Below are 13,669 nucleotides of genomic sequence, written 5' to 3'. Positions count from 1 at the left end.
CGTCGCGCGAAACGCCGGCTGGACAGTTTTCCGGCCTGCACCGGCTCGCGGGCCGCGATCCCGTGCTGACCAAGGGCGTGAAGCGGCTGATGACGGTCGGCAATCTCGATCTGCCGATCCTGCTGCGGGGCGAGACCGGCGCCGGCAAGGACGTATTCGCACGCGCCATTCACACGGCCAGCAACCGCGCCGGCCGCAACTATGTCGCGCTGAACTGCGCGGCGATGCCGGAGAGCTTGATCGACGCCGAGCTGTTCGGCTACGAGGCCGGCGCCTTCACCGGCGCGCGGCGCGAGGGATCGAAGGGGCTGATCGTGCAGGCGAGCGGCGGCACGTTGTTCCTCGACGAGATCGGCGACATGCCGCTGTCGCTGCAGACGCGGCTGCTCCGCGTGCTTGAAAATCGCGAGGTCTGGCCGCTCGGCGCGCTGAAGCCGGTCGCCGTCGACATCCGCCTGATCAGCGCCACCCATCGCGACCTCGCGCGGATGGCGGAGGACGGCAGCTTCCGCTCCGACCTGTACTATCGGCTGCGCGGCATGGAGATCCGCCTGCCCGCCCTGCGCGAACGCGCCGACCGCAGGGACATCATCACGCAGATCGCCGACGAGGAAGCGCCGCACTGCCGCATCGCACCCGATGCCTGGACGCAGTTGATGGCCTATCCCTTCCCCGGCAACATGCGCCAGCTCCGCCACGTGCTGCGGCTCGCGGGCGCCACCGCCGAGGGCGGCGTCATCACCGAGGCCGATCTCGACCTGCCGCCGTTTGGCGCGCGCGGTGCGGAGGCCGATCACACAGCGAGCGAGCGCGCCGCGATCGTCGATGCGTTGCGGACCAATGACGGAAGAGTGACGGACGCTGCCCAGGCGCTCGGGCTCAGCCGCGCGACGTTGTACCGGAAGATCAAGGCGTTAGGGATCGAGCTGGACAGCTAGACCGGAAGCGCACCTCCTGTTCCGGCCGCGCGGGAACGGTGTTATCCTACGCCCTTCATTCAACGCCACGGAGCGGGTCCCATGACACGGTTTCCCCTCGCTGTGGTCGTTGGCCTGGTTGCCGCGACCATTTCGCAGCCTGCCGCCTCGGATTCTACTGAACAACGATTGGGCAAAGTCCATTTTGCGACATCCTGCAAACCGGAGGCGCAGGAGGCGTTCGATCGCGCCATGCTGTATCAGCATTCGTTCTGGTACAGCGCATCGCGACGCACCTTCGAGGAGGTGCTCGAGGCCGACCCGCAATGCGCCATCGCCTATTGGGGGATCGCGCTCAGCTATCTCTACAATCCGCACGGGCCGCCGCCGCCGGAGAACCTTCCGCTCGGCCTCGAGGCCGTGGAGAAAGGCCAGGCGCTGAACGCGAGCACGCAACGCGAGCGGGAATACATCCACGCGATCGCGGCGATGTATGTCGACTATGACAAGGTCGATCACCGCACCCGCGTGCAGAGATTCCTCGCAGCCGAAGAGCAGGTCGCGACGCACTATGCCGACGATGACGAGGCGCAGATCGCCTACGCGATCACGCTCAACGTCGCGGCATCCCCTACCGACAAGACCTATGCCAACCAGCTGAAGGGCGCGGCGCTGCTCGAGCCGATCTTCAAGCGCCAGCCCGAGCACTCCGGCATCGCTCACTATCTGATCCATCTCTACGACTATCCGGCGCTCGCGGAGAAGGGCCTCCCCGCGGCGATGCGCTATGCCAAGATCGCCGAACGCGCGCCGCATGCCCAGCACATGCCGTCGCACATCTTCACGCGCGTCGGCTACTGGAATGAGTCGATCGCCTCGAACAAGGAGTCCGCGCGCATCGCCAAGGAAGACGGCGAACAGCAGGATCAGGCACACGCGATGGACTACCTGGTCTACGCCTATCTGCAGCTGGGCCAGGACAAGGAGGCGCGCGCGGTGGTCGACGAGCTCGGCAAGCTCGCGTTCAAACAGGATCGGTTCGCCGGGCCTTACGCGGTGGCGGCAAGCCAGGCCCGCTATGTGTTCGAACGCGGCGACTGGAAGGGAGCCGCCGCGCTTGAAGTGCGTCCGACCAAGTACGCCTATGCGGATGCCATCACCTATTTTGCGCGGGCGGTCGGCGCCGCGCGCTCCGGTGACCCGGCCGCCGCCAAGGCCGATATCACCAAGCTCGTCGAGCTGCGCGACAAGCTGAAGGACGCGAAGGACGCCTACTGGTCCAACATCGTCGACATCCAGCAGCAGATCGCGAGCGCCTGGGTGCTGTACGCCGAAGGCAAATACGACGAGGCGCTCAGCGCAATGGATGCCGCCGCGGAGGCGGAAGACAAGACCGAGAAGCATCCCGTCACGCCGGGACCGCTCGCGCCGGCGCGCGAGCTCTACGCCGCCATGCTGCTCGATCGCGGCAAGGCCGCCGACGCGGTTGCCGCCTACGAGGCCGTGCTCAAGAAGGAACCGAACCGGCTGGCTGCCTATGTCGGGATGATCAAGAGCGCCAGGGCGTCCGGCGATCAGGCGAAGACCCGGGAATGCGCTGATCAGATCGCCCGGCTCACTGCGGATGCGGATCTGTCGAGGCCGGAGCTGATCGAATTGCGCCAGACAACCGGAAGCAAGCTGTGATGCCACGGATGACATGGCGCAACGGTGGTGCGGCGCTGCTCGGCGCCGTTGCGCTCTGTCTTTGCCACGTGCCGCCGCTCGGTGCGATGGAGATCCTCGGCCAGGCCGGCGTGCTCGGCGAATGGGAGCTGACCGGGCATCTCACCGAAAGCGGACCGGATGCGCGCAAGCAGTTCTCCGGACCGCTGAAGATGAAGCATGTCGGAATCTGCGCCCAGGATGGACCCGAGGAACGCGCCGGAGAGATCCGGCTGCAATTCACGGGTGCGGATTCGCAGGTGACGGCCGAACTCGTGCTGGACGGCGCGCCCTGCACCTACAGCGCCCGCAAGAAGCACAACTACGAGGGCACGCTGTCCTGCGAGGGCCGCGCGCCCGTCCCGCTGCTGGTGTGGCTCAAGTAGCTACTTCCGTCAGGCTGCCGGCCGCGAGCGGCGCAGCCATTCGTTCAGATCGATGCGGCCGATCCGCGCCTCGCCCAACGGCACCAGCGACTGCTCCTCGACCCGGCCGCCCCAGTAGAGGGCGTCAGGGTCTCGCACCACCTGACGCGGGTCGCCGATCGTCTTCAGGTAGCGGGCGACGATTTCGTTGAATGGCGCGCGTTCCGGTCCGGCAATCTCGACGATGCCGTTGCGGGGCGGCTCGAGCGCCACATCGGCCACAAGGGCGGAAACATCCTCCGCCGCGATCGGCTGGAACAGGCCGGGCGAGAGCCTGATGGTGTTTCCAACTGCACCCGCATCGGCGATGGCTCCGACGAATTCCATGAACTGGGTCGCGCGGATGATGGTGTAGGGGATGCCGGACGCCTCGATGAGTTTCTCCTGGGCGACCTTGGCGCGGAAGTATCCGTTCTCGGGCGTGCGGTCGGTTCCGACGATCGAGAGGGCGACATGGTGCTTGACGCCGGCCGGCGCCTCCGCCGCCAGAAGGTTGCGTCCGGAAGTCTCGAAGAACGCCATCACCGCCTTGTCCTCGAATGATGGCGAGTTGGCCAGGTCGATCACGACAGCCGCGCCGGCCAGTGCCTCCTTGAGCCCCTCGCCGGTGATGGTGTTGACGCCGTTTTTTGGCGAAGCGGCGACAACCTCGTGGCCGCGCTCGCGCAGAATGGCTGTGGTCCTGGAGCCGATCAGTCCGGTGCCGCCGATCACAACAATCTTCATGGATGATCCTCCTTGTCGGTGACGAGGTTTCTTGAGACACCCTTGCCGGATTTGCCGGCGGAAATCGTCATGGATACGTCGATCCGCAGAAGCTTCGATGATTGCCGCGCGCGAGCCGACCACGGCCGCGGGGAGAAGGATTGGTGAGTTCGCGCTACCGCCTCGACCGCTCCCTCGCAGGCAACCACACTATAGCATGCTACGGGCTGTCCTGATGTCGCGGAACCTGTCATCGGATGCGCGCGGGCCGTTGGCGGGCCACGCTTGCTGAACCTTTTACCGGCGCGTAGACTAGGATGTGCGTCCCAGCCAGCGTGCTGGGGTACCGAAAGCTTCAGCCGCTGCCGGGATATCACCGCGGGCTCTCTTTCGTGCTGCAACGCAAATGCTGGGCATGACGTATAGCCCGCTGTGCACTCCTTGATTTGATTTCAGCAAATGCAGGAGGAGTCTATGCGGAATTTTATCACCTTTTTCGTTTCCAGCGTGGCAATCGTCGTTGCGGCGTCAGCCGCCGTAGCGGGTGAGAAGGTGCTCGAGTTCAAGCTCGTCACCAAGCCGATCGACGTCAAGGTCATCGAGGCAGCAAACGTCGAGGGGCAGACGGTCGTTGCCGGCAAGTTCTTTGGTGTCGCCATCTTCAATGATGGCCGTATCGGGGTAAAAGAGTTCGTCCATTCGGGAGACATGCTGAAGGGCTCGGGCCCCTATTACGGTTACAGCACCTACACGTTCGAGGATGGCGCGATCACGGCGCGTTACACCGGCGCGGTCAAGGACGGAAAATCAAATGGCGAATATACGATCCTTTCGGGCACGGGCGCCTATGCGAACGCGACGGGCACCGGAACGATCGAAAGCGCGCCGAACCCGTTTAAGGGGGTCAATCTCCTGAACATCAAACTGGTCGTGAGAACGCCGGGGTCATAGCAGCGCAGCGTCCGCGGGACCACAGCAAGGACGGTGACGCCTCGCATGTTGGCCGGGGCGGCAGGTCGGATGGCCGCGCTGGCCCACGCCATCAAACGCGGCGTGAGGCGGACCAAGTCTGTTGGCCGGCGGAGTCCAAGTCTCCGCCCCTCGAAAATCTGGCGATGTGGCGAAGCGCAGCGCCAGCTTGATCAGCATTGCGCCTCCAACGGCGATGCTTCCCGACAGCTCTCAAGCGGATCGAGATAGGATCAGACGCCTGGGCCGTCCACCTTGCTGATGTCGGCACCGTACGTTTCAGGAAAACTCGTTCCAGCTCACGCGCCGCGCGTCGATGTCGCCGAGCACGACCGGATCATGGATGTTGCGCACGCTCTGGAAGCCAGAGCGCAGATAGATCAGCGGATCGACCGTGGTCACGGCGCGGACATGCTGGACTTCGCCGATGAAGATCGAATGGGTCTTGGTCTCGAGCTCCTGCGCCAGCACGCAATCGAACGCCGCGACGGCATCCTCCAGCACCGGGGCGCCGGTCGCGCCGGTGGTCCAGCGGCCGAAGCCAAAGCGGTCGTCGCCGTTGACGCCCTTCTGGCCGGAGAAGGTCAGCGCCAGCAGCGCGTGGTCCTCGTTCAGGAAGTTGATGACGAAATGGCGCTCGGCGCGGATGCGCTCATGCGCGCTGGCATTACGGTTAACGCAGACCAGCACCGAGGGCGGATTGTCCGACAGCGAGCAGGCCGAGGTCACCGTCAGGCCGGTACGCTGCCCCGGCTCGCGGCCGACCGTCACCAGCGCCACCGCGCCCGCGCAATGCCGCATCGCCTGCTTGAAACTCTGTGCGTCGACCGTCATGCCCTGACCCTGAACCGGAATAGTTCCGTCAAAGATATGCGAGACCGGGTGCGAGGCAAGCCCCGCACCCTGCCTATCTGTCATGCAGCCTTCTCGAACTCGGTGCCGAGATGCTTGAGCCGCGGCATCACCTCGTTCTTGAGCAAGTCCAGCGAGTGCCGCCAAGCCTCCGGCTTGTGCTTGTAGTCGAAGCCGAACACCAGCAGCACGCCGAAGCCGCCGACCTCCCGGTAGATCTTCTCGATCTTCTCGGTGACGGTCGCGGGCGAGCCGACGACCCAATTCCGGCGCGCGCAATATTCGACGGTGACGTCGCTGTCAGGCACGTCGGGCGCGTGCTTCAGGTAGTCCTTGAAGCCGAAATGGCCGAGCAGCGGCAGGAAGTACTCGCCCATCATCCGGCCCATCATGTCGCCGGTCGACAGCCTCCACGCCTCCTCATCAGTGTCCGCCACGAACACCTCGCGCACCAGCCGCCAATCCCTGCGGCTCGGCTTGCGGCCGGTCTTGGCGGCGCCTGCTTCCACCGAGTCCCAGTGGCTGCCGACATAGGCCGGGTTGAGGTTGAGGCTCATCGGGATGAAGCCGCGCTCGCCTGCGAGCTTGAGCGTGTCGGAATTCTTCGACAGGCCGGCGACGCCGATCGGCGGATGCGGGCCCTGTAACGGCTTGATGTGGGGCTTGAGGAAGTCGAACATCGTGTCCGGCTTCGACACCGTCCAATACTTGCCCTTGTGGGTCCAGGGTCCCGGCTCGGACCACATCTTCAGGATGATCTCGAGCGCCTCGCGGGTCATGTCGCGGTTCTGGCCGGACATGCCGTCGACATTGAACATCGCCCAGTCGCTCGGCAGGCCCGAGGCGGCGACGCCGAAGTTCAGGCGGCCGTTCGAGAGATGATCGAGCATCGCGACACGGTTCGCGAGCTCCGCCGGGTGATGATACGGCAGCAGGAAGCCGCCGGGTCCGATGCGGATGTTCTTGGTCTGCAGCAGCGCCTGCGCGACCAACAGGTCGGGCGACGGATGCGGCTCCCACGGCGCGGTGTGATGCTCGCCGATCCAGGCTTCCTGATAGCCGAGCTCATCGAGCCAGCGCAGCGTCTGCAGGTCCCAGTCGTGGCCCTCCTTCAATCCGCACTCCGGCGGGTGCGAGGGCATGGTGAAGTAGCCAAGCTCCATGTGCGTTTCCTTCCTTCGCTTGTGATCCAGTCATGCAATGCGTCTTGCCGCGCATTCGAAAGATGCGTTGAGCAAGCGCTGTGCCAGCGTGGAAATCGCAGGAGAGGAGGAGAAAGGCGGCGTTTTCGGCCAGGTGCAAGCCATGCCTCGGGCCCAGCGAGGCCATTGGCGTCTCACCGTCGCGAGACGGTGTCGCATGCCATGAGACTCGCCGATAAGCATTCAGCTAGTTTGCTCCCTCTCCCCGTTCTTACGGGGAGAGGGTTGGGGTGAGGGGCTTGCTCCGCACACACGGTAGCAGTTGAACTCGCGGAGCCTCCCCTTCACCCGGATCGCATCTCCGATGCGATCCGACCTCTCCCCGCACGCGGGGCGAGGTGAACCGGAGCCCGTCGATCTAGCCCGCGGCGCGGCGCGGCAGCTTGTTGGAATCCGGCTCCGACGGCGCCGGGAGCTGCATCAGGATGGTCTGGCCCATCGAGGCAATCTCGATGCCTTCCTCCTGGAAGCGCCGCTTCATGCGGCGGTTAAACTCGCGCTGCACCGACCAGCGGCCGCCGTCGGTGCAGCGGATCTGGCCGACGATGGTCACGACCGAGCCGTCGACCTTGTCGACGCCCCACAATTCGAGATCGCCGCGGATCAGCGCGCGATACGCCGTCTCCTGGCGCATTTGGGCGACGATGTCCTTCAGCACCTCGCCGGCGCGATCGGTGTCCTCCTTGTAGGACACGTTGACGCTGACCGCGGCATTGCCGGCGCCGCGGCTGGCATTGGTGATCGTCGTCACCGCGCTGAACGGCACGATATGCACCGAGCCGTCGCCGGCGCGCAGCCGCATGGTGCGGATCGAGACGTTCTCGACCACGCCCGACAGGCCCGACACCGTGACGGTGTCGCCGACCTGCACGGTGTTCTCGAGCAGCAGGAACAGCCCGGTGATGAGATCCTGCACCAGCTTCTGCGAACCGAAGCCGATCGCGATGCCGACGATGCCGGCGCCGGCGAGCAGCGGCGCGACATTGACGCCGATCTCGCTGAGCGCGGTGAGCCCGACCACCGCGACGATTATGCAGAACAGCGCGGTGCGCAGCATCGGCTGGAAGGTGCGCAGGCGCGCGGCGCGGGCGAAATGCCCCTCGCGCGACAGCGTGTCGATCTGCCGGTCCATCAGCGCATTGGCGACTTCCCAGATCACGGCCGCGGCGAGCGCGGCAATGCCGATCGTCACCAGCGCCGAGATCAGGCGAGAGCCGATCTGGCCGCCATAGAACCAGACGATGGCATCGACGCCCCACACCTCGAGCAGCGCGACGAGGCCGACCAGGGCGATCACCGCCGTGACCACCTTGCGCAGCAGCGGCAGATAGCGGTTGGCGCGGGTCTCGAGCCCCGGGAAGCGCTGCATCAGGTCCGGACTGATGCGGAAGCCGCGATCGATCAGGCTCAGCACCACCATGGTGACGAGGCGGGTGACCAGCAGCACCGCGACGGTGCCGACGAAATATTGCAGCAGCAGCGAATAGCCGTTGCGGATGTTCAGCGCCCACACCGCCCACAGCGCGAGATCGAGCGCGATCGCCAGCACATGCCAGAGCGAAGCGAGACGATTGCGCGTCCGCGCCGCGAGGCCGGTGCGATCGGCCGGCGCCCGGATGACGTCGGCGACCTGGCGGCGGCATTGCAGGATGATGACGACGATGAAGAGATGCACCACCAGCATCACGAGCCGGAGCAGCGCGGCGTAGCCGGCGTGGGACAGCCCAAGCAGCAATGCGACATTGGCCAAGCAGATCCCCGAGACCCCGACGGCGACGATGCGCCGCGCCCATATCTCGATATAGGCCGCGGTCTCGGCACGGACGCGGACCAGGCCGAACGGGCCGGCCAGCGCGCGCACCGCACAGATCAGCGCGCGCGAGAAGGCATAGGCGTTGATCACCGCGAGGATCACGAGCCGCGTGGTCGACTGATTGCCGATCTCGGTGCTGAGCAGCGCGGCGGCCACGCTGAGAAACACGACCACCGGCAGCAGCTCGAGCACGAGGCGCCCGAGCACGAAAGGCAGCCGGACCAGCGACTGCCAGGCCCGTGCAAGGCTGAGCCGGCGGCGATGCAGATCGCCCTCCGGCGTGACGTCGGCAACCGACGACGGCGGATCGGCGCTGGCGAGCGCCTGCACCGGCACGCGCGCGGTCTGCGGCAGCCGCGCTTCAAGGAACGCGACCGGCCGCTTGATCAGGCGGAACACCACCCATTCGGCCGCCAGCGCGCAGCCGAGCACCAGCGCCAGCTTCCAGGCGATGTCGATCATGAGGCCATAGGCGGCCGGATCGTTGGCGGTGCGCAGGAACCAGTAATAGAACGCCGGGAAATGCGTCAGCGTGCGCGCCACGTCGGCGACCTCGCGCGACATCTCGCCGACCTGCTCCGACACCATCAGCAGAAGCTGCGCGCCGAGGCTGTCCGCGCTGAGCGGGATCGGCGAATGCTGCTCGGGGGCCGGCTGCGCGGCCGCCTGCGGCGAGGCATTGGCGATGGCGCGCAGCGTGTTGATGATCTCGCCGCGTTTCTTGTCGTCCTGCAGCGTCTCGAGCGCACGCTTCGCCTGCTCCGGCGTCAATGCGTCGCTGGTACTCGGTTGCGCAGGCGCCGGCTTGGCGGCCGGCTGCGCAAGCGCGGGCGAGACGAACAGGGTAAGGATGAGGAGAAGCGCAAAGCGAAGTTCGTGCGACACGAGGGCCTCTTATTGAAATAATTGCGCGACCGCAGATCCCCGGGAGGACTCTGCTCTCGCGCTCGCGCCATGTCGGATCGCCCCTTTTCGCCTTGATGATGTGTCGGAAGTTTGCTGCTGCGACGACCATCTCTTGGCATTTGCCGCAACACGATCGTCACAGGTGTTGAGCGGCGTTTACGCATGCGGGCGTTCCAGGCCGGCCGATTGGCGCGCCACACGCCAGGGCTGAGGCGGGACAATCTTTCGCTTGACGCACAGCCGCCGCCATGATGTTCTTATTTTGTTCTTTTTGTTTCCGATTGCGTTTCGAGGTGATCATGCACGACGTCTTTGCCGAGGACGGCCCGGTCAGGCTCTTCATTCATGATGACGACAGGACACCGCTGGAATTCATGCGTAACCTGTTACGCACGGTATTCGGCAAATCTCGAAAAGAAGCGATTGCCATCACCGCGCGGATCGAGGCCCAGAACGGATTCGCATGCGGCCCCTATCCCGCGACGGTGGCCAAGGCGTTGCTGGAGTCCGCCCAGCAACTGATCGACAGCAATGGCCATCCATTGCTGATCACGCCCGCAGCCGCCGAAGCGGCGCGGCCGTGCGATCTCTGCGGCGCGCTGGAACCCGTGACCGACGTCTTTCTCATCCGCAGGACGGTCTGCCTGTGCGGCAACTGCTTGATCGCCGCGCGGGCGAGCTCGGAAAATCTGCCGAGCGAAGAGTTCAGATATGCCTTCATGGCGCTCGATTGGCATTTTGCCGGGACGCCGCGCAACCAGATCATGACCCGGTCGCGGCAGTTTCCGGGTCACATGCGTGCAGACGTTCAGATCGCGATCGACAGATCGTTCGATGCCCCGATCCATTTCTTCGGCCTTCATGAGCAACACCGCTATGAGACCCTCACGATAGCCGCGCTGATGGAGAACAGCCGCAATGCGCCGCCGATCGCGCCGCCGCAATATTACGACATCGACGTCGGCGAGCCCGAGTCGGTGAAATGCCTGACCAATGGCTTATGGTTGTGCCGAACCGAAGAGCTGCGCTACGCGGTGCTGCTCAGCTATCATCGTGATTATCAGGGCGAACCGGGCTTGCGGATCGAGCTCGCGGTGCCCGCAGGCGCCGCCGGAAACACCCTGGTGCAGCGGACCTTTGCCGAGCTGGAAGCTGCCGTGCATGCGGCGCGGTCCTATCGCGGCAAGATCCTGTCGCTGGAAGATGCCGCGGACTATCGCGGCCGCGCCCGCGGCGTGACCGTGCATCGCCTGCCGACGGTTGCGCGCGATGACGTGATCCTGCCGGAACGGACGCTGCGGCTGCTCGATCGCAACGTGCTCGGCTTTGTCGAAAGCCGCGATCTGCTGCGCAAGCTGGGGCAGTCGACCCGCAAGGGTATCCTGCTCTACGGCCCGCCCGGCACCGGCAAGACCCACACCATTCGCTATCTCGCCACCAACCTGCCTGATCACACCACGCTGATCATCACCGCCGAGCAGGTCGGCCTGCTCGGCGCCTATATGAACCTTGCCCGCCTGCTGCAGCCGACCATGGTCGTGATCGAGGATGTCGACTTGATCGCACGCGACCGCGAGGACATGGGCGGACCGTGCGAGGAATCCCTGCTCAACAAGCTGCTCAACGAGATGGACGGCCTGAAGGAGGATTGCGACATCCTGTTCCTGCTGACCACCAACCGCCCCGAAGAGCTCGAGGGCGCACTGGCCGGCCGGCCCGGCCGCATCGACCAGGCGATCGAGGTGCCGCTGCCTGACGAGACCGGACGCGGCAAGCTGGTCCGGCTCTATGGCAAGGGCCTGCCGCTCGCGCAGCCCGTCATCGACGAGGCCGTGCGACGCACCGAAGGCGTTAGCGCCGCCTTCATCAAGGAGCTGATGCGCCGTCTCGCCCAGGCCAGCATCGTCAGCGACGATGGCGGGCAGGTCGCCACCTCCGACCTCGACGGCGCAGTCAGTGAAATGCTGTTCGACGGCGGCCGGCTCAACGCCAAGCTGCTCGGCGGCGCACAGGGAATGAGTGCGGGGTGATGGCCGATCACTTCGCCGCTGCCGGCAGCAGCAGGTGCCGCTCCCCCCGTGCGACGCGTGCAACCTCGTCGGACATCCGCGTCAGCACGCCCTCCCAGGCCTGCGGTCTGTCCTGGCGGAACAGCCGCATGGTCGGATACCAGGGCGTATCGGCGCGATCGCGCAGCCAGCGCCAGTCGAGCGCATAGGGACACAGCATCCAGACCGGGCGGCCCAACGCGCCGGCAACATGCGCCACCGAGGTGTCGACGGCGATGACCAGATCGAGCGCGCAGACGGCCGCGGCGGTGTCGGCGAAATCGCCGAGCGTCGGTGCGAGGTCGACAATATCCGCACCGAGACGCCGCAGCACCGGCGCATCGTCCGGCCGCGGCTCCTTCTGCAGGCTGTAGAGCTGCACGCCAGGTGTGACCAGCCGCGGCAGCACGGCATCCGCCGGCAGCGAGCGCTGGCGGTCGCCCTTGTGCCTGGCATTGCCGGCCCAGACCACGCCGACCTTCAGCGCGGACACGCCGGCGAGCGCCTCGCGCCGGCGCGCGAGCTTGACGGTGTCGGCGTGCAGATAGGACACGGCGGCGGGAATGGTCTCGACGGTGGTGCGGAAGATCCGCGGCAGGCTCAGCAGCGGCAGTTGCAGGTCGAACGGCGGCAAGGGCTCGCCGCGGGCGAACACCGCGACATCGGGCAGCATCGGCCGCAGCAGCGCGACCAGCGCCGGCTGCACCTGCAGAATGATCCGGCCGCCTTTGCCCGCCAGCATCGGCACATAGCGAACGAAATTGATGGCGTCGCCGAGCCCGTATTCGGCAAACAGCAGCAGCGTGCGTCCCGCAAGCGGCTCACCCTGCCATTCCGGCTCGTCGAACACGGGATCGCCTTCGCTGAGCATCTTGGTCTTGCGGCGCCACTGATACTCCTCAAAGCCCTCCTCGAACTCGCCGTTCATCAGGAGAAAATGCGCGTGGTTGTAATGCGCCAGCGGCTGCTCGGGATCGAGCGCGATGGCGCGGCGGGAGGCCACCAGCGCCGCATCGATCTCGCCGGCATTGCGCAGCGCGACCGCAAGATTGGCGTGGCCCTTGGCGTAATTGGGTTCGAGCGCGATGGCCCGCCGATGCGCGGCGACCGCCGCCTCGACCAGGTTCTGCGCTTCGAAGATGGTTCCAAGATTGGTTTGCGCGGCGGCATAGTCGGGCTTGAGCGCCAGCTCGGCGCAGGCGATGGCGTCGTCGACCTGTCCGAGCTCGAACAGGCAGGCGCCGAGATTGTTGAGGATGACGTGATCGGACGGATCGCGGGCCGAGACCTGCCGATAGATGCGGACCGCCTCCTCGCGCTCGCCCAGTTCGTGCAGTACCATGGCGAGCAGGCGCCGCGGCGCGAAATTGTCGGGATCGAGTGCGATCGCGCGGCGATAGTGCAGGACCGCGTCCTCCAGCCGGCCCAGGCGGTAGAGGGCCGCACCGAGGCCGCTATGCAGCCCGGGATGATCGGGATCCGCGCCGAGCCCGCGGCGATAGGCGGTGGCGGCGGCGTCGTGCTTTTTCTGATCGGTCAACGCATTGCCAAGGTTGAGCCACACGCCGCGATAGGCGGGATCACGCGCGATCACCTCGCGATAGGCCTGTTCCGCCTCGACCGGCCGCTGCTGCCCGGCCAGCGCAACCGCGAGGTTGAACCGCGCCCGCGTCAGGCCGCCATCGAATGCGATCGCGCGGCGAAACGCCGCCTCGGCCTCGTCGAAGCGTGACAGCTCGCACAGCGCAACGCCGAGCTTGATGTGTAGGCCGGCATCCTTCGGCCGCAATGTGATGCCGCGCCGGAACGCTGCCACCGCGCCCTCGTGCTCGCCCTTCACGGCGAGCGCATCACCGAGCGTGGCGAACGCCGGTCCGTGATGCGGATCGAGGCTGAACACCCGGTTCAGCAGCACCGCGCCTTCCGCGGCGCGGTCGGTCACGAAGGCGATGACGGCGGACAGATGCAGTGCCGGAACATGGTCGGGATCGGCGGTGAGGATATCGCCGCACAGCGTGCCGGCCTCCGTCGCGCGGCCCGCGCCATAGTGCGCCACCGCATCCAGCAACATCCGATCAACAGCCACACTGCCCACGATACCGCCCCCGCCTCTCAAGACCCCGACGGG

General features: G+C 66.0%; 10 protein-coding genes. 5 read left to right on the top strand and 5 right to left on the bottom strand.

What is annotated here, in order from left to right; genetic code table 11:
- The 3 genes from H8B02_RS24935 to H8B02_RS24925 form a co-directional block, all read left to right on the top strand.
- On the top strand, window positions 1–938 hold a 938-nt coding region (locus H8B02_RS24935), incomplete at its 5' end, for a sigma-54-dependent Fis family transcriptional regulator (RefSeq protein WP_229168707.1).
- An 81-nt stretch (window positions 939–1,019) separates the two neighbouring features.
- A complete protein-coding gene (locus H8B02_RS24930; protein WP_229168706.1) occupies window positions 1,020–2,603 on the top strand; it encodes a hypothetical protein in 1,584 nt (527 codons plus the stop codon).
- Entirely contained in the window at window positions 2,603–3,007 is a 405-nt protein-coding gene (locus H8B02_RS24925) for a hypothetical protein (protein WP_229168705.1), read from the top strand. The genes H8B02_RS24930 and H8B02_RS24925 overlap by 1 nt, the downstream gene beginning before the upstream one ends.
- Window positions 3,008–3,016: 9 nt before the next feature.
- Here H8B02_RS24925 and H8B02_RS24920 read toward each other — a convergent pair whose 3' ends face one another.
- Window positions 3,017–3,772: an SDR family oxidoreductase gene (locus tag H8B02_RS24920; protein WP_229168704.1), complete on the bottom strand. Its 756-nt coding sequence runs from the start codon at window positions 3,770–3,772 to the stop codon at window positions 3,017–3,019.
- A gap of 453 nt (window positions 3,773–4,225) precedes the next feature.
- Between H8B02_RS24920 and H8B02_RS24915 the strand changes: the two genes are divergently transcribed.
- Window positions 4,226–4,702: a hypothetical protein gene (locus tag H8B02_RS24915; RefSeq protein WP_229168703.1), complete on the top strand. Its 477-nt coding sequence runs from the start codon at window positions 4,226–4,228 to the stop codon at window positions 4,700–4,702.
- Window positions 4,703–4,999: 297 nt separating this feature from the next.
- Here H8B02_RS24915 and H8B02_RS24910 read toward each other — a convergent pair whose 3' ends face one another.
- From H8B02_RS24910 to H8B02_RS24900, 3 genes are all read right to left on the bottom strand, one after another.
- Complete coding sequence (locus tag H8B02_RS24910) at window positions 5,000–5,554, bottom strand: flavin reductase family protein (protein WP_092122778.1); 555 nt, start codon at window positions 5,552–5,554, stop codon at window positions 5,000–5,002.
- 80 nt (window positions 5,555–5,634) lie between these two features.
- Window positions 5,635–6,735, bottom strand: coding sequence for an LLM class flavin-dependent oxidoreductase (locus tag H8B02_RS24905; protein ID WP_229168702.1), 1,101 nt, complete (start codon window positions 6,733–6,735; stop codon window positions 5,635–5,637).
- 397 nt (window positions 6,736–7,132) lie between these two features.
- On the bottom strand, window positions 7,133–9,472 hold the full coding sequence (locus H8B02_RS24900) for a mechanosensitive ion channel family protein (protein WP_229168701.1): 2,340 nt from the start codon (window positions 9,470–9,472) through the stop codon (window positions 7,133–7,135).
- A gap of 320 nt (window positions 9,473–9,792) precedes the next feature.
- On the opposite strand from H8B02_RS24900, the gene H8B02_RS24895 reads away from it, so the two are divergent.
- Window positions 9,793–11,523, top strand: a complete 1,731-nt coding sequence (locus H8B02_RS24895) for an ATP-dependent Clp protease adaptor ClpS (RefSeq protein WP_229168700.1) — start codon at window positions 9,793–9,795, stop codon at window positions 11,521–11,523.
- Window positions 11,524–11,530: 7 nt separating this feature from the next.
- On the opposite strand, the gene H8B02_RS24890 is transcribed toward H8B02_RS24895, so the two are convergent.
- Window positions 11,531–13,612, bottom strand: coding sequence for a tetratricopeptide repeat protein (locus H8B02_RS24890; protein ID WP_229168708.1), 2,082 nt, complete (start codon window positions 13,610–13,612; stop codon window positions 11,531–11,533).
- Between the last annotated feature and the right edge of the window lie 57 nt (window positions 13,613–13,669).

Origin of the sequence: Bradyrhizobium altum (assembly GCF_020889705.1) — a bacterium.
GTDB classification, from domain to species: Bacteria; Pseudomonadota; Alphaproteobacteria; order Rhizobiales; family Xanthobacteraceae; genus Bradyrhizobium; species Bradyrhizobium altum.
This window is presented reverse-complemented; position numbering and strand designations above follow the sequence as displayed.

What these genes read in the sequence shown, in the direction of transcription:
- H8B02_RS24910 (WP_092122778.1), bottom strand. Translation starts at nt 5,554, where the DNA reads ATGACGGTCGACGCACAGAGTTTCAAGCAGGCGATGCGGCATTGCGCG.
- H8B02_RS24890 (WP_229168708.1), bottom strand. Translation starts at nt 13,612, where the DNA reads ATGTTGCTGGATGCGGTGGCGCACTATGGCGCGGGCCGCGCGACGGAG.
- H8B02_RS24915 (WP_229168703.1), top strand. Translation starts at nt 4,226, where the DNA reads ATGCGGAATTTTATCACCTTTTTCGTTTCCAGCGTGGCAATCGTCGTT.
- H8B02_RS24925 (WP_229168705.1), top strand. Translation starts at nt 2,603, where the DNA reads ATGCCACGGATGACATGGCGCAACGGTGGTGCGGCGCTGCTCGGCGCC.
- H8B02_RS24905 (WP_229168702.1), bottom strand. Translation starts at nt 6,735, where the DNA reads ATGGAGCTTGGCTACTTCACCATGCCCTCGCACCCGCCGGAGTGCGGA.
- H8B02_RS24895 (WP_229168700.1), top strand. Translation starts at nt 9,793, where the DNA reads ATGCACGACGTCTTTGCCGAGGACGGCCCGGTCAGGCTCTTCATTCAT.
- H8B02_RS24930 (WP_229168706.1), top strand. Translation starts at nt 1,020, where the DNA reads ATGACACGGTTTCCCCTCGCTGTGGTCGTTGGCCTGGTTGCCGCGACC.
- H8B02_RS24920 (WP_229168704.1), bottom strand. Translation starts at nt 3,772, where the DNA reads ATGAAGATTGTTGTGATCGGCGGCACCGGACTGATCGGCTCCAGGACC.